The organism is Photobacterium sp. DNB22_13_2 (assembly GCF_052873915.1).
Map to the genome: position 1 here is coordinate 459,231 of NZ_JBNNXU010000001.1, position 17,741 is coordinate 476,971.

Below are 17,741 nucleotides of genomic sequence, written 5' to 3' on the forward strand. Positions count from 1 at the left end.
ACAATGAAAAAAAGTATTTTAGCACTGAGCATTGCAGCCTCATTGGCACTGGCTGGCTGTGGCAATGACGCCAAAGTCGAGAATAAAGTCAGCTACGAAGATCACATCGTCAAAAGCCTTCAGGCCGACACCAAAATCAAATTTGATGTATTGACCGCCCCGATCCTACCAACGTTCTTGGCCATGGATAGCACTGACGGTACCCTATCAACCGAAGGTAGTGTGGGGGATGAAAACTACAACACAGATTTGTCTGATCCGCTAACCGCACTGGGTAAAACCGACGGCTGGAGTGTCTCGCAGCCAATCGTCATGCCGTTCGATGGCGATTTAAATATGATGAGCGCACAAGGCGCATTCCACCTGATTGAGACCACCAGCCCACTTTCAGGCGACCTGCAGGTGAAAGATCTCTTGGTCAATGGTGAAGATTTCACGGTTGTGGCCCTGAATGGCAATCTAACCGTTATTCCGACCAATCCATTGAATCCAAAATCAGAATACATGTTTGCAGTAACCGATACCTTGGTTGATGGCGAAGGCGAACCTGTAGGTATGTCTGAATCATATGCTGCATTGAAAACAACCGTTAAGCCACCAAGCAGTGACCTTATTGACGCGCAAAAAGTCACCCATGCAATAGAAGCCACTATCGCAGCAGCAAAAGACATCGATTCCGAGTCAATCATCTACTCAAGCTGGTTCACAACAGCATCTGTGGGTGATGTACTTGATACCACCAAATCAATCATTGCCCAGACGATTGCTACGGTACAAGCCGGCGGCAAAGCTGAAGATATTCTGAAGGGTGAAGCCAACCCAAATAATGCTGATTTGTCTACCTTATACCAGATGAATATCAGTGAAGTCACTGATATTGAAAGCTTCTTCAATGATAATGCAACTCTGAGAGCCTTGGTTGGCAATGACCAAGACACTATTGACGCGCTAGTTGCAGGTTACACTGGAAATGCTATTAGGATTTATACTGGTACCGTCAGTTTACCAAACTTCCTCAACAGCAACACTGAAGACGAAGCATGGAAGAAAACCCCTTGGCAGAGTGCAGTACCTAGCCTTGCCAAAATCAGCAATGTCATGACCAACGGCTCTGATGCTGATAAAGCTGCAGTTCAGGCATCCTTAGACGGTATCGATATTGCCAAGCTGCTTGCTGGCGACAGTACCGAGTTCATCAAGCTAATTGGCCTTAAAGTCACGCTGGCTGATGGTTCGCAACTTGACGAAGAGCGTCTAGTGACCCAATACAGTCCACTACCGCAAATACAATCAGTTGACCAAGTACCGGTTCTGATGATTCTCCCACCTAACGCAACACCCGGTGCTGTTGTTTACCAGCATGGTATTACTTCAGTTAAAGAAACCGCTTACCTATTTGGTGCTCAGCATATCGGTGCTGCAGCGGCTGCATCTCTTGCTCCGAAAGCCATTGTTGCTATTGACCACCCACTTCATGGTGAACGTGCCCTTGCCGACGGTACAGTGACCACCGGCGCAACCGCTGACGTTTATATGAATCTGGAATACTTAAACGTTGCCCGTGACAATATTCGCCAGAGTATCATTGATGATCTCGGTGTTCGTACATCACTAACCGTCATGGCAATGAGTGGACTACCTACCTTCCCAAGCTTGAACGTCATGGATGTCAGCTTCTTCGGTCATTCACTGGGTGCGATCACTGGTATTGGTACTTACCGCTTGGGTAATGACAACATGGGCATACCTGCTGCGGATGCGATGTTTAACTTCACCTCAGGGGCATTTGCCAACCCAGGTGGTGGCATCCCATCTCTATTGCTAGAGTCTGCAACCTTCGGCCCGACCATCAAACACTCACTATTAGTGGGTGCCGATGAAGCGGCGTATATTGCAGCTTGTGGCAGCGCTGAAGATGGCGGCGCATGCTTTACAACTTTCTATAACAGCCTAGATGATACAACCAAAGCCAAGATTGACAGTACGTTCACCTCATTTGCCTATGCTGCCCAAACCGTGTTGGATACCGTCGATCCTTATAACCTAGCCAAAGGTGTAAACGGCCCAGTTTATGTGATGCAAGCAGAGGGCGATAGTGTAGTACCAAATGACACAGGTATGTTCGGTATTGGTGGTACTGAGCCACTAGTGAAGCAGCTAGATCTGACCGCGTTAGCAGGGAGTGTTACAGGGGAAGTTAAACACATCGCCCGTTTCAATGCTGATGTTTCAAAAGCCCAGCACAGTACGGTAATTGGTCCACAACTTGTAGACGGTGAAGGTAACCCTATTTCACCTTCTGAAGCTCAAGCTGCAACTAATGAAGCTCAACTACAAGTCGCCACCTTCTCAGCGAACGCGGGACAAGGCGTGGTGGTCGGTAATGACACGCTGATAAAATAACTCGATTGACATAAGTCTCAACCAAAAAGGCTAGCCATTCGGCTAGCCTTCTTTTTATCTACCCTCACCACCAAACCGAATTAATGCTCAGCAGCAAGTCAGCGCACACGAACTTATAGGTCGTCGGTGTGCTCAGACAGGTACGCCGCTACACCCTGTGGAGACGCGTCCATACCCTCTTTACCTTTCTCCCACTGCGCAGGACACACTTCGCCGTGCTCTTCGTGGAACTGAAGGGCATCAACCATACGCAGCATCTCATCGATATTACGGCCCAGTGGTAGGTCATTAACGACCTGATGGCGAACCAAACCTTCTTTATCAATCAGGAACGAGCCTCGGAATGCAACACCCGCTTCTGGATGCTCAACATCGTAAGCTTGGCAGATTTCATGCTTAGTATCGGCAATCAGCGGGTACTGAACAGGGCCGATACCACCGTCTTCTACGGCTGTATTACGCCATGCATTGTGAGAGAACTGAGAGTCAATGGATACCCCAATCACTTCCACACCTTTAGCTTGGAAATCAGCTAAACGCTTGTCAAAGGCGATCAGCTCCGATGGGCATACAAAAGTGAAATCAAGTGGATAGAAGAACAGCACTGCAGGCTTGCCTGCAATATGGCTGTGTAGGTTGAAGGCATCAACAATTTCACCGTTACCAAGTACTGCCGCTGCAGTAAAGTCCGGAGCCGGACGGCCAACTAGAACACTCATAACAAACTCCATGTTGTTGGTTTGGGTTATCTTTGATCCGAAACCCAAAACCAAGATAAGATCACGCCGTAATACTTATGTACTACTGCCGAATATTCATACCAAAATGGCGAAACCAGTATAGACAGGGTAATGTGACAAGGCTTAGACCTGCTGCACAATAAAAGAAAATTCCCTCACAACATGAATTTTTATTCTACATGTTGTAAATTGATTTACTTTGAGCAAAACAGCCAAAATAAATAAGAAATATTGCGCATAACGTGCAAGCTTCAAGCAATTCACGACATAACACAATGGACGGATCTTAAGTTTATGAACCCAGTAGTAATTTCGGTATGCGTCATGCTTTTACTCGCATTATTGCGAGTAAACGTTGTTGTAGCGCTTACCTTCAGTGCCATTATTGGTGGCCTGATTGGCGGGATGCCTCTTTCGGAAACCATTTCAGCTTTCGAAGGCGGTTTGGGTGGCGGTGCCACCACAGCATTGAGCTATGCCATGCTAGGTACTTTTGCTGTTGCGATTTCTCGCTCTGGCATTACCGATGTCCTAGCGCAAAAAGTGATCAAGCGAATCAGTGGCCATGACAATGCAGCTGCTGCCACGGGCGTTAAGTATTCTGTTTTAATCATTCTTGTGCTTCTAGCCATTTCTTCTCAGAATGCGATCCCTGTTCACATTGCGTTTATCCCAATTGTGATCCCCCCCCTACTTCACGTTTTCGCCAAGCTAAAAATTGACCGCCGACTAATTGCCTGTGTGCTGACATTTGGTTTGGTGACACCTTATATGGTTCTGCCTGTTGGCTTTGGTGGTATTTTCCTTAACAATATCTTGTTGAAGAACTTACACGATAACGGCCTAGACGTTACCGCTGGCCAAGTGCCAGTTGCTATGTTGCTGCCTGCATTAGGAATGGTATTCGGCTTGCTGCTGGCAACATTCTTCACCTACCGTAAACCTCGTGAGTACTCGGAAGAGAAAATCCTCGCGTCAGAGCCAGAACACAAAACAATCAACATGCAGCATGTTTACATCGCTGTAGGCGCAATTGTCGCGGCTCTCGGTGCCCAGCTATATAGCGGCTCGATGATCGTTGGTGGCCTTGTCGGCTTTATGGTTTTCACCTTCGGTGGTGTGATCAAGTGGAAAGAAACCCACGATGTATTCACCAAAGGTGTTCACATGATGGCGATGATCGGCTTTATCATGATTGCCGCAGCGGGTTTTGCTTCTGTAATGAAAGCGACTGGCGGTGTAGAAACACTGGTTAACTCACTGGCTGATATTATCGGTGACAACAAGCCTCTGGCTTCACTACTAATGCTTGTTGTTGGGCTTCTTGTAACCATGGGTATCGGTTCTTCGTTCTCGACTATCCCAATTCTGGCTACCATTTACGTACCGCTATGTCTGACCTTTGGATTCTCTCCACTGGCCACAGTTGCACTGGTCGGTACCGCAGCAGCACTGGGTGACGCCGGCTCGCCAGCCTCTGACTCCACACTCGGTCCAACAGCGGGCTTGAACGCAGACGGACAACACGAACACGTATGGGACTCGGTTGTCCCAACATTCCTGCACTACAACCTACCGCTTATTGCATTTGGTTGGCTTGCTTCTATGGTGCTGTAGCACAAGTAAATCAGGTTCTACACCTAACAATTACATAGGCCAGCCGGTTTTCCGGCTGGCTTTTTTTTCACCTAATAAAACCAGTTAAATTAAATGGTTATTTAGACATTTCCTGTTCTATAGTTTATACAAGGAGTTTTATATCAAGGATGAAATATGGAGATTATTGCGCAGTCCTCTTATCTGATTATTGATGACAGCAACATAATTCAAACTACAACGCGAGCGCTGCTGATGAAGCTGGGCGTACCAATGAATAACATCATTAGTACCGCCAATGCCAAAGGAGCAGTGATCGCATGTAGTAAACGCAAATTTGACATTCTGCTGATTGATCATAATCTGGGTACAGGTAGTACTGGGTTGCAACTGCTGGAATATCTCCATCATAAAAAACTAATTTCGCGTCGTACACTGGTCTTCATCGTTACAGGTGATGACAGCCAAGAAGTCTTCTTCGGTTACTCGCAACATGAGCCCGATGGTTACCTGATCAAGCCGATTCGATCTGGAGATATAATCAAACGAGTCTCAGCGGGATTATTGAAACGTGAATATTGCGATACTCTGCAACAAGTCTATGTCAACAATGGCCTTCCTAGCGTCAAACCTTTATTTGCCAAAGCACCGGATACTGCAGCGTTAAAAAGCGGCATTTTATTTGTCGCTGATCTACTGACCGAACAAAAACAATTCGATGATGCGCAAGCCATGTTGGCCGGCCTATTACAGGTTCATGACGTCCTACAGGCGAAAGTCAAACAAGCAGAAATCTATGTTGCACAACAGCAATACAAGCAAGCATTAGAACAAGTAAACCGCCTAATCAAAACAAACCCTTTTAATGTTCGCTTGCTAAAGCTCAAAACCACCATCAGCATCTTAACCGAGCAGTGGGATGAAGTAGAGGAATCAATCCAGCGCCACATCCAGTTGCACAGCGGTAATATCGAGCAAACGTTAACCCTCATCTGGGTTCATCTTGCTCATCAAGAGTTAGATAAAGCAAGCCCTTTACTGATCAAAACAGCGCAGCTCTTGCCTCATTCAATGTGGGATAACCCCGGTCGTCGCGGGATGATTTTGCTTGCCGACCTAATGGCATTAAAGAAAAAGAATGACAGCAGCGGACTAAAAAATTGGCGAATCGATGGCGCTTGGAGCAGGCTGTGTAAAGACCCTAAAAGTAGACTTCGTGGCAAAGGTGCGCAAAAAGCGCTACTGGCAATCCAAGCACAATTGATTGAACAAACAGAGAAAGCACAGAGCATACTTGCGTTGATCGAAGATAAAGAAGTCATTGATACCGAGACAGCCTTTCTGGTTTGCTGGGCCTATAGCCAACTGGGGGAGCAAGAGAAAATCTCGCGTTACCAACAGCTACCCCAACATAGCCAGACACCTATCAGCGAAGAGCTTGCCAATCTCCAGCGCATCGCCGTGACGAACATGACCAAACTCAGGGCGACTAACGAGCAAACAGATATTGTATTAGACGAAGCCACATAACAGGATCTTACCGAACTACTTTCACTTCTTTACAAGGACGTAAAGTATGCCGCCCAATACATTGGCAAAAATTGTTTATCATATCGTGCTAGCTTTTTGTTTTTTCTTCAGTTCGTTAAGCGTAACGGCTAGCCAGGCGACGGTTGAAAGTAAAGAGACAATCGCCAGTAAAGCTGACATTAACTCCCCCCTCATACCACAGGAAGCACAACCGATGGTACGCATCGGTTTTCCTGGATTCAATCTCCCCCCCTACATTTATATCGATCCGGCGATAGAGCAACATATCACAGCCGCTGGCTACCGAGCTTCACCGGATAGCTATAGCGGGTTACTCATGGATGTGCTCAAACAGGTCTCACGTCTAGCTGAATTTGAGTACCAGGTCGTGTTCTACCCGACCTTTGAAGATGTTACCAACGCATTTAAAGCTGGCGAGCTTGAATTATTAGCAGGGGTCACATCAACTTACAGCCGGCAAGAGTTTATGTCGTTCAGTGAGCCGATATTTTCATTGCGCCGTGGTGTCATCACCCTAAACAAGCCTATTAACCACTATCAAGAACTCGACAACGAAATCATTGCCATTGAGCAGGGGTTTGCCTTGCAAGAATTGCTACCCACAATTCTACCTTGGGCACAACTACTCCCAGTCCCTGACAGTGCCGTTGCCCTAACCAGCATTTTGCAAAGAGAAGCCAAGGGCTATATTGGCGATGCTGTAGTTTTATCAAACCTCATGAAGCAAATTGGTGATAGACAGCTGACCTTATCCATCTTGCCCGATTTACCGACCAATCATCTTCACTTTGCTACCCAGAAAGGCAAGCATCGGTTACTCAACCGGATTAATTTTGCACTCGAAGACATCAAAGATGACAGCATCAAGTCTATCTACAACCAGTGGCTTACCCCCGATCAGCACAATATGTTTGCCCAGTACGGACACCTCAATTTAAGCCAAGAGGAAAGAAGCTGGCTTGAGGCTAACCCGACCATTTCAGTAGGTGTTCACCAAGATTGGGCCCCCTACGATTTCATCAACGAACAAACACACCACGCAGGACTTACCGCCGATCTGTTGAAGATCATTGCCAATGAGTTGGGGGTTAAATTTGAAGTCATTTCGAAACCGTCATTCGCTGCCTTGCAAGAAGCCTTCATCGAGGGTGATATCATGATGTTATCTGCATTAGCGGAGACCCCTGAAGATGCACTGCAAATGCATTTTTCCACTCCCTATGCAAATGAACCTTGGGTGCTTTTTAGTAATGCCAGTTCAACATTCACCCAACTGCTAAGCCAAGGTACACCCCAAGTTGGTATCATCAGTGGAACCTCTGGTGATAGCTTGCTCTCGTCACTATGTAAAGGTTGTGAAGTGACATCCTTCCCCCACCAGCAGGCGGCTTTTCGGGCATTACAAGCAGAAGAGATCGATCAGGTACTCACGTCCTTGCACCATGCTTCCCCAATGCTGCAAAGTGACTACATTGGCCAGTTCAGAATGCAGGGGCAGATACAGCAGGAAAACCTACTTCCATTGCGCTTTGCTATCAACTACCGCCATCCTATATTGTTGAATATTATCAACAAGGCGCTTGCCTCTATTCCTCCGAAAGAGTACTCGAGACTGGAACACCAATGGCTCACCTTTGACTACCAAGAAGGGTTAGCCCCATTGGAAGTTGCCAAGTGGGCCGGCTTGCTCTCAACGTTAGGAATTGTGGTAATCGCCAGCATCATAGGCTGGAACCGCAAGATGGCTAAAGAGATCCTGCAAAGAAAAGCCGCCGAGCACCGGGCCAAAAAAGCCGAACAGCGCTTACAACACCTAGCCGATAACTTGGATGGAATTGTACTGCAGCATATCCAGCCCGACCCAGCCAAACCACTCCAATTTCAGTTCACTTTTGTCAGTGCCAGCATCCAGGATTTACTGCAGGTCTCGGCCAGCCAACTATTTCAGGCCCCACAAGTGTTATTCGATAAAATGGCGATTGAAAATATCAAAGAACTGGAGCAAAGCATGCTCAATGCCTGCCAGCAAGGTCATTGGGATCATGAACAAGCCATCGACACCACCAAACCAGCCCCTATGTGGGTACAGTTCAAAAGCCGAATTACGCCCCATGAAACGAAAGGGTTCTACTGGAATACCGTCATCACTGACATTTCGCTGCTCAAGCAACAGCAACTTGCACTCGACATCGCAAGGCAAAAAGCAGAGAGCGCCACCGAGGCTAAATCCCAGTTTCTGGCCACTATCAGCCATGAAGTGCGCACCCCTATCAGCGGCATTCTCGGCCTGCTCGAGTTAATGGCAGATCAACCGCTCAACGAGGAAACCAAAAACTTGCATGACGGTCTGACCCAATCTGCGAGGAATATGCTGCATATCGTCAATGATGTACTGGATTTTTCAAAAATCGAAGCCGGAAAACTAGATCTCAGCCCAGTAGAAATAGAGCTCGGCACTGTCCTACCGCGTATCATCCAGCCGCAGTCAATCCATGCTCAGCAAAAATCACTGGCATTCCACTACTGGCAAGACCCTGCATTGGCACAATGCCATTTCCTTGATGATATTCGCCTGCAGCAAATCCTGAATAACTTCCTCAACAACGCGATTAAATTCACCCAGCAAGGCACTATCTCCCTTAAAGTCGATGTCATCGAAAGCCATAAGGCCAGTCAATATCAACGCTGCCAAACAGTCCGGTTCAGCGTCAAAGATACCGGTATTGGCATATCAAGAGAAAAGCAACAGGCGCTGTTCCAGCCATTTGCCCAAGCAGACCAATCCACCAGTCGGCAGTTTGGTGGTACCGGGTTGGGACTAGCCATTGCACGAAAACTCGTTGAACAGATGAATGGCAGTGTTGATTTAGACAGTGAAGAAGGCAAAGGCAGTACTTTCAGTGTCACCCTTCCCTTACCTGTTGTGACACATAACGACAATACTGCTGTCCAACCATTTGGCATGAAGACTGCTGGCGTTTTCGGCTATTTCTTGCAACGGGAAGAGCTATGCCAATACCTTGAAAGCCTAGGCATTAAGCCTGATATCGCAACCCTCGATAACCCATCGACAGTGCGTGAAAAAATTCGCCAATCTCAACCTGATTTTGCCTTCTTAACCCTGTCGCTCTGGCAGCAACTGACGCGACCAGAAATCTGGTTTGCCCAGTATGCCCCTGCGACCAAGGTGGTCATCATAAACCAGAACCCGATGTTGTCACCGGAGCCACTGGATGAACATTGGTGTCTGTCGGTCAACCCGCTATTTCCTGATAATTTACGTCACGTTATGACTCAAAAGGTCACGCCACTTATTCCCCCATCAGAAGAGGCATTACATGACGAAGTCACCGCAGAGACCCGAGAGTATGCCGAGCAAACTGGTCGACTCGTTTTAGTTGCTGAAGACCACCCCATTAACCAGCAAGTGATTGCCAAACAACTAGAAAAACTAGGCGTTGTGGCCGATATTGTCGACAACGGCATTCAGGCATTACAAGCCCTAGAACAACACCGGTATGGCTTGTTACTCTCTGACTGCCATATGCCAGAGATGGACGGCTATACGCTAGCCGCTACCATCCGCCAAAAAGAACAACATGCCCGTGAGTTGTATACCCAATTCGAACAATATGATGAAAGTACTGAAGATGTGATGAAGCGTTTGGCATCCACGGCCGGAACGGCAATTGCCCATTCCTGCCTGGAGCAAGGTTTACCTATCATTGCGCTAACCGCCAATGCGGTTCAGGGTGAAGATAGTCGCTGTTTTGCCGCAGGCATGAGTGACTTTGTGGTTAAGCCCGTATCGATAGAACAACTCAAAGAGAGGATTGAGAAGTGGTTACCGTCAAAGAGTGAACCTTCGTCCACGCCAGAAGCAGACTTGCTGGCCGATGAGTTTGGAGCATTGTTTGGTGGTATTACTGCAGCGCTAGAGGTGGAAGTTCAAGACGAGGAAGCTAAAGGGCTAAGTACCCCAAAGACCAATGATCTATTGGTTAAGCCTGATCACGATACCTCAAACCTGCTCGATATAAAGAAACTAATCGAAATGTTTGACGATCAAGTACTAGCTGAACAATTAATTGCCGAGTTCAAGGAAACGCATCAGCGAGATATGGCCTTATTGGAGTCAGCACTGAGCGCAAAAGATCAACCGCTTACCGCTGATATTGCCCACCGAATGAAAGGGGCGTCCAAAATGTTGGAGTGTGAGGCCCTTGCCAAGCCCTTAGCCGATATCGAACGCCATGCTAATTTGAAGACGGTCGAACAAGCACAGACATCGATTGAAACACTGAGGGCGCTGAGCGAACAGCTTTAGTCCTTAATATCTCGTTACCTTCATACAAAAACACCCCGGCGATGAAGAATCCCCGGGGTGTTTCAAAAAAGTGGTCAATAGCAACAAGGCCACAGCCTTCTTCTATAAGCCAACTTTATCTTTAACGATTACTCTGCAGATGCTTCGCCGTCGCGACGCTCAGCCGCTTCTTTAACCAATGGCTGAAGTTCACCTTTCTGGAACATCTCGATGATGATGTCACAGCCGCCAACTAGCTCACCTTCAACCCATAATTGAGGGAAAGTAGGCCATTGTGCGTAGGCTGGAAGCTCAGCGCGGATATCTGGGTTTTGCAGGATATCGACGTAAGCAAATTTTTCACCACATCCCATCAGCGCTTGAGCCGCCTGAGAAGAAAAGCCACAGCTTGGTAGTTTTGGTGAGCCTTTCATGTACAACAGAATAGCGTTTTCAGAAATCTGTTGTTTAATTTTGTCGATGGTTTCCATAGCTTCCTCTTACGACTTTGCTTATAAGTTGACTATCACAGACATCATTCTACTTGGTCACGCGCCGGAAAAAAACGCCTAAAGAAAATAAGGATATTATTTTTCACTTCTTTTTGGCCTTCAGATCTTTTAATAAAGAAAAAACTTGCTAAAATGATTTCACTGTCACAATTTGGACCAATACCTAGCGGTATAGTAATTCAGTGACGATAGTCAGTTTCAAATAATAAGTTGGCCTTAGCCAACTGGAAGCAATGTCAAGGGAAACGCCCCTTAACCAAAATGGAGAATCGAGCAATGGCATTCGAACTACCAGCTCTACCTTACGAAAAAAATGCTCTTGAGCCACACATCTCTCAGGAAACTCTAGAGTTTCACCACGGCAAACACCACAATACTTACGTGGTTAAGCTAAACGGTCTTATCGAAGGTACTGAGCTTGAAGAAAAATCACTAGAAGAAATCGTTAAGACTTCAACTGGTGGCGTATTCAACAATGCAGCTCAAATCTGGAACCACACTTTCTACTGGCACTGCCTAGCACCAAACGCAGGTGGCGAACCAACAGGTGAAGTGGCTGATGCTATCAATGCAGCTTTCGGTTCTTTCGAAGCATTCAAAGCGAAGTTCACTGATTCAGCAATCAACAACTTCGGTTCATCTTGGACTTGGCTTGTTAAGAAAGCTGACGGCTCTCTAGACATCGTTAACACGTCTAATGCTGCCACTCCACTAACAGAAGAAGGTGTAACTCCTCTTCTAACTGTTGACCTGTGGGAACACGCTTACTACATCGATTACCGTAACGTTCGTCCAGACTACATGAACGGTTTCTGGGCACTGGTTAACTGGGACTTCGTTGCGAAGAACCTAGCAGCCTAATCGAGCTAGCAATCCCCCCTAATTCAGCTCAACAAGTTGTCTTAAGTTTGATAGAAACGCCTGCATTTGCAGGCGTTTTTTTATTTTCCACCTTCAGATTTTTTAAGTAATTGCCTCATTCCTGATTTGTGCTAAAAAGCTATAAAAAATATAAAATCTCTTTTTTTCATAAGCTTGATTGACGCTTACCTGACAATTCCCTGAACACATAACAGTAAAAATGCGGGAGTATTCAGCAAGAAGATACCCTTATGACCAGATATTCAACCTGCAAAATGATTGCCTCGACTGTCCTTTGTTTAGCTCCAAACATAGCGATGGCCAATGCTGTTGAATCTTCAACGATCCCAGTTACCGTGGAGCCCGTGTCCACCCAAAGCATCGCGCAAAAAATCGAGGAAGTGGGAAAAATCACCGCACTTGATAATGCCAACCTTACATTCAGTGCAGGGGCAAAGATTGAAAAGATCGCCTTCAATGATGGGGATGCCGTTAATAAAGGCGATGTCATTGCCGAACTCGATAGCACCAAAGCCAAAGCGGACTTGGACAAAGCTCGCAGCACACTCAACTTGGCAAAAACCAAACTCCAACGAACCCGTGATCTACTCGCCAAGCAACCTGACGCCCTATCGCCGCAAGATGTCGACGAGCTACAAGAACAAGTTAACCTAGCCGCTGCCGACTTCCGCCAGCAAGAAGCAACCCTCAAAGACTACACCATTGTTGCACCATTTGATGGCAGGCTAACAACCTTTAGCCACTCCATTGGCAGCCATATCGATGCCTCTACGGCACTGGTGAGCCTTTACAAGTTAGATCCAGTTAATGTTACTTATGCCATCAGCCAGGAAGATCTTGGTACTGCCCAGATTGGCCAAACCGTGACGGTTAGCGTCTCGGCATTTCCCAACCAGACGTTCACGGGTGAAGTGAACTATATTGCACCAGCTGTTGATGAAAGTTCAGGCCGAGTTGAAGTTCATGCCACTATAGAGAACCAAGAGCTGATACTGGCACCGGGCATGTTTGCCAACGTCAGCCAGCAGCTGCAAAGGGGACAATCTCAGCTTGTCGTACCACAAAACGCCATTTTGGCTAACAACGAACAACGCTATCTTTGGGTTGTTGAAGGCGACAAACCACTACGCCGCCAGGTTGAATTAGGTGCCAATACCAATGATGGTTATGTCATCATTAAAAGCGGGCTGAGAAAAGGCGAACAGATTGTCACGACAGGGCAACAGAAATTAAATGATGGTCACACGGTCAATGTTCTATCGTCTCAACCTTCTGGACAGCCAATTTCTAAAGAAACAAGAACGATAGAAACAGGCTCAGAACAGACTAACAACAAGGAGGCAGGATAATGCGCTTACCTGAAGTTTGTATTCGCCACCCTGTTTTTGCGTCGGTACTCAGCATTGCTCTCGTGTTGCTGGGGATCTTGTCATTCCAGAAACTCTCCATCCAGTATTTTCCTGAGCACCAGACAGCCACCGCCACAGTTAGCGCCAGTATCACCGGTGCCAGTGCCGAGTTTATGTCTCGCAATGTCGCCGACAAACTGATCGATGCCGCAACCGGCCTAGACAGCGTCGATACCATGACTACCGACTGTGTCGAGGGTAGCTGTACCCTGAAAATAAACTTCAGCGACGATGTCGATGATGTTGAATACACCAACCTGATGAACAAACTGCGCAGCAGTGTCGAAGCGGTGACTGATTTCCCACCGAGTATGACTGACAAGCCGACAGTCACGGACAACTCGTCAGATACCAGCACTACCAGTAATGTCATCTCTTTCGTCAATACCGGAGGTCTTGAGCAGCAGGAGATGTATGACTACATCAGCCAGCAACTTGTCCCGCAGTTCCGTCATATCCAAGGTGTTGGCAGTGTCTGGGGACCATACGGTGGCTCTTCCAAAGCAGTTCGGGTGTGGCTCAAACCTGAACGGATGAAGGCGCTGAATATCAAGACCGCCGACGTTGTCGGTACCTTGAGCACCTATAACAGCACATTCACAGCCGGTACCATCAAAGGCGAAGCGCGAGATTTTTCTATTAACCCTGTCAGTCAGGTCACTTCGCTAGAAGATGTCCAGGAACTAGTGATTAGGGTTGAAAATGGCCAAATCATCCGGGTCAAAGACATTGCTGATGTGGTTATGGGTGAAGAGAGCCTGACTCCAAGCAGGTTGACGGTTAATGGCAACCAAGCCATGTCGCTACAAGTCCTGCCGTTGAAAACCGAAAATCCGGTCGTGGTTGCCGAGCGAGTTAAGGCGGCCATTGCGTCGATGGAGGACAAACTGCCTAACGGCATTGAAATGAAGATGGTTTACAACCAAGCCGACTTCATTCAATCAGCCATAGATGAGGGCTTTGCGACATTGGTCGAAGCGGTTGTATTGGTATCTATCGTGGTGATGTTGTTCCTTGGCTCTTTTCGTGTCGCCTCTGTGCCTATCATTACCATACCTGTTTGTGTCATCGGGGTGTTCTCTGTCATGGCACTGCTCGGTTTTAGTCTCAATGTGCTAACTATCCTCGCTATTATTCTAGCCATTGGACTGGTAGTTGATGACGCTATTGTGGTGGTCGAGAACTGCTACCGCCATATTGAACAAGGAGAAACACCTTTCAATGCCGCACTGAAAGGCAGCAAGGAGATCATCTTCCCGGTTATTGCGATGACACTCACCCTAGCCGTTGTCTATCTGCCAATTGGTTTGATGTCTGGCTTAACCGCCGATCTTTTTCGTCAGTTTGCTTTTACCCTCGCTGCAGCCGTGATCATTTCCGGCATGGTTGCTCTTACCCTTTCGCCAATGATGAGTGCATACCTGATCAAACCAATCAGCCAACACCCCAAATGGTTTGCTCGTATTGACCATCAACTTAACAGTCTGGCCGATAGATATACCCTTGAACTTGCTAAGTGGATGAATCGTAAAACGGTCATGGCAGGTTTGTCCTGTCTTTTACTGTTGCTATCGGGCTTTGCCTTTGTCAGCATACCGCAGGTTCTGCTGCCAACCGAAGACTCCGGTTTTATCGAAGTTACCTCAACCTCGCCGACAGGCGTCGGCCGCCAATATCACCAGTCTCATAATGATGAGCTAAACAGTGTGATGACAGGGCAACGCGCTATCGAAGCTAACCTATCTTATATTGAAGGGACGCCAACCAACCATGTATTGCTCAAGCCATGGGGTGAGCGCCAGCAAACCGCAGATGAGGTGATTGCCACGCTTAGCGACAAAGCAAGTCGCACCGTATCGGCTTATGACATGTCCTTTGCCGTCCGATCTGCCGATAACCTTGGGATTGCATCGAACTTGGTCCTTGAGTTGACCACCGTAGACCGAAATACCGACGCCTTGGCGAAAACTGCCGAACAGGTCACCACCCTGCTCAAGCAATACCCAGGGGTCACCAATGTGAAGAACTCTACCCTTCGCGATCAGCTCACTTACGATCTGGAAATCGACAGAAATGCCATTATCTTATCAGGGGTGAATTACAGCGACGTCACCGATGCACTATCAACGTTCATGGGTTCAGTCAAAGCAGCTGATTTGCAAGCCGATGACGGGTTTACCTACCCTATTCAGGTACAGGTTAACCGCCAGGATTTGGGCAGCTTCAATGTCCTCGATAAACTTTATGTCAGTTCAGACTCCGGACAAAGCTTACCGCTGTCCCAGTTTGTCAATATCAAGCAGACAACGGCGGAATCGAGCTTCAAGACTTATATGTGGAAAGACAGTGCAGAAATCACCGCAGATTTGATGCCGGGCTACACAGCCAGTGACATCAAAGCCTATATCGATCTGGAAGTGCCTTCCCTGTTGAGCAGTGCGCAAGGTTATGCTTTCAATGGAACAGTAAAATTGCTGGACGACTCGCAAGCCGGAACGCAATTACTTTTCCTGCTGGCCTTAATTTTCGTTTACCTGATTTTGGCAGCACAGTTTGAAAGCTTTATCGATCCACTGGTCATTATGCTGACGGTTCCGTTATGTATTGTCGGGGCTCTATTGACGCTGTCGCTGTTTGATCAAAGCCTAAATATCTACTCGAAAATCGGCTTGCTGACATTAGTCGGCTTGGTGACTAAACACGGCATCTTGCTGGTTCAATTCGCCAACGAACAACGCCGGCATGGCGCCACAGCTATTACTGCTGCACTGGAAAGTGCCCGCTCCCGCCTGAGGCCAATTCTGATGACCTCACTGACGATGATCCTCGGTTCGCTGCCGCTAGCATTTGCCTCTGGGCCGGGCTCTCTGGGTCGGGTAAATATCGGCTTGGTGCTCGTTGGCGGTCTGGTTGCCGGTACTTTCTTCTCGCTGTTCGTGGTACCTGTCGCCTATGTGGCCATGGCTAAGTTAAAAGAGAAAGATGTACTGGCCATCTGGCGTCGTACCCGCCAAGCACCGGTAAGCTAGGCCTTGAAGCTAAAGAGTTTAAGCTAATAAACAACACCATAAAAAAACACCTGCCCCTCTGTTAACCAGAGTGAGCAGGCGTTTTATATCAGTGGTTATTCTTAATTAAACTGATTGCTTCTCAGCCAAGATGATACGCAAAGTACGGCGAAGCGGCTCAGCAGCACCCCACAACAACTGGTCACCCACAGTGAACGCATTGAGGTAGTCATCACCCATCGCCAGTTTACGCAAACGACCAACAGGGACAGAAAGAGTACCGGTTACTTTAGTTGGGCTCAGCTCCTGGGCTGTCACATCACGATCATTCGGGATCACTTTCACCCAATCGTTATGTGATGCAATGATTTCTTCCACTTCGTCCATTGGAACAGCTTTCTTCAACTTCAGAGTCAACGCCTGACTATGACAGCGCATTGCACCGATACGTACACATGTACCGTCGATTGGAATAGGCTTGCTATCAAGACCGAGGATCTTGTTGGTTTCCACCGACGCTTTCCATTCTTCCTTGCTTTGGCCATTATCGCGCTTCACGTCAATCCAAGGGATCAATGAACCTGCTAGCGGTACACCAAACTCTTGAGACGGGAAGCTATCGGAGCGCATGGTTTCAGCCACCTTGCGGTCGATATCCAAAATAGAAGTAGAAGGATCAGCCAGTTCACTAGAAACAGCGTCGTTGATCACGCCCATCTGACTGATTAGCTCACGCATGTTTTTCGCTCCGGCACCAGATGCCGCCTGGTAGGTTTGAGAGGTCATCCACTCAACCAAGCCTGCTTGGTACAAGCCACCGACAGCCATAAGCATTAGGCTCACGGTACAGTTACCACCAGCGAAAGTACTCACACCCTTGTGCAGACCTTGTTTCATCTGTTCGTAATTCACAGGATCAAGGGCAATAATGGAGTCTTCTTTCATGCGCAAGGTTGATGCCGCATCAATCCAATAGCCTTTCCAACCTGCTTGACGTAGTGCTGGGTATACTTTCTCGGTGTAACTACCACCCTGACAGGTGATAATCGCATCCAACTGTTTCAGGCGCTCAATATCAAACGCATCCTGAAGGACGCCGGCATCCTTACCAAAATTCGGGGCTGGGATCCCAATTTGGGACGTAGAGAAGAAAACTGGCTCGATGACATTAAAATCACCTTCTTCCACCATACGCTGCATCAGGACAGAGCCCACCATGCCTCGCCAACCCACTAATCCTACTTTCATCATCTGCACTACTCTCCCTGATCATTGTTCTATCGGTATAACTATCGATACTTCTGGTATGACCATTTCAGTAGAAACAAGCGATA

General features: G+C 47.5%; 10 protein-coding genes. 7 read left to right on the top strand and 3 right to left on the bottom strand.

Annotated elements, in window-relative coordinates; translation table 11 throughout:
- Window positions 1-3 precede the first annotated feature (3 nt).
- On the top strand, window positions 4-2,403 hold the full coding sequence (locus ACVA58_RS01985; RefSeq protein ID WP_446508781.1) for a VolA/Pla-1 family phospholipase: 2,400 nt from the start codon (window positions 4-6) through the stop codon (window positions 2,401-2,403).
- Between the two features lie 113 nt (window positions 2,404-2,516).
- Here ACVA58_RS01985 and ACVA58_RS01990 read toward each other — a convergent pair whose 3' ends face one another.
- The gene (locus ACVA58_RS01990; RefSeq protein ID WP_446508782.1) at window positions 2,517-3,122 is read right to left on the bottom strand and encodes a peroxiredoxin C; all 606 of its coding nucleotides are present in this window, start codon (window positions 3,120-3,122) and stop codon (window positions 2,517-2,519) included.
- A 315-nt stretch (window positions 3,123-3,437) separates the two neighbouring features.
- Between ACVA58_RS01990 and ACVA58_RS01995 the strand changes: the two genes are divergently transcribed.
- From ACVA58_RS01995 to ACVA58_RS02005, 3 genes are all read left to right on the top strand, one after another.
- Window positions 3,438-4,760, top strand: a complete 1,323-nt coding sequence (locus ACVA58_RS01995; RefSeq protein WP_255042025.1) for a Na+/H+ antiporter family protein — start codon at window positions 3,438-3,440, stop codon at window positions 4,758-4,760.
- Window positions 4,761-4,916: 156 nt separating this feature from the next.
- The gene (locus ACVA58_RS02000; RefSeq protein WP_446508783.1) at window positions 4,917-6,269 is read left to right on the top strand and encodes a response regulator; all 1,353 of its coding nucleotides are present in this window, start codon (window positions 4,917-4,919) and stop codon (window positions 6,267-6,269) included.
- Between the two features lie 46 nt (window positions 6,270-6,315).
- Window positions 6,316-10,617 (top strand): transporter substrate-binding domain-containing protein, encoded by a 4,302-nt coding sequence (locus tag ACVA58_RS02005; protein ID WP_446508784.1) that lies wholly within the window; start codon window positions 6,316-6,318, stop codon window positions 10,615-10,617.
- A gap of 128 nt (window positions 10,618-10,745) precedes the next feature.
- On the opposite strand, the gene ACVA58_RS02010 is transcribed toward ACVA58_RS02005, so the two are convergent.
- Window positions 10,746-11,087 (bottom strand): Grx4 family monothiol glutaredoxin, encoded by a 342-nt coding sequence (locus ACVA58_RS02010; protein ID WP_107350132.1) that lies wholly within the window; start codon window positions 11,085-11,087, stop codon window positions 10,746-10,748.
- 297 nt (window positions 11,088-11,384) lie between these two features.
- Between ACVA58_RS02010 and sodB the strand changes: the two genes are divergently transcribed.
- The 3 genes from sodB to ACVA58_RS02025 all read left to right on the top strand — a co-directional run bounded on the left by sodB (window position 11,385) and on the right by ACVA58_RS02025 (window position 16,428).
- Window positions 11,385-11,969 carry a superoxide dismutase [Fe] gene (sodB, locus tag ACVA58_RS02015; RefSeq protein ID WP_446508785.1) on the top strand — a complete coding sequence of 195 codons (585 nt, stop codon included), beginning with the start codon at window positions 11,385-11,387 and terminating at the stop codon, window positions 11,967-11,969.
- Window positions 11,970-12,220: 251 nt separating this feature from the next.
- Window positions 12,221-13,339 carry an efflux RND transporter periplasmic adaptor subunit gene (locus ACVA58_RS02020; RefSeq protein ID WP_446508786.1) on the top strand — a complete coding sequence of 373 codons (1,119 nt, stop codon included), beginning with the start codon at window positions 12,221-12,223 and terminating at the stop codon, window positions 13,337-13,339.
- Window positions 13,339-16,428, top strand: a complete 3,090-nt coding sequence (locus tag ACVA58_RS02025) for an efflux RND transporter permease subunit (protein WP_446508787.1) — start codon at window positions 13,339-13,341, stop codon at window positions 16,426-16,428. Before ACVA58_RS02020 ends, ACVA58_RS02025 begins: the two co-directional genes overlap by 1 nt.
- 105 nt (window positions 16,429-16,533) lie before the next feature.
- Here ACVA58_RS02025 and asd read toward each other — a convergent pair whose 3' ends face one another.
- Entirely contained in the window at window positions 16,534-17,655 is a 1,122-nt protein-coding gene (asd, locus tag ACVA58_RS02030) for an aspartate-semialdehyde dehydrogenase (RefSeq protein WP_446508989.1), read from the bottom strand.
- Window positions 17,656-17,741: the final 86 nt, after the last annotated feature.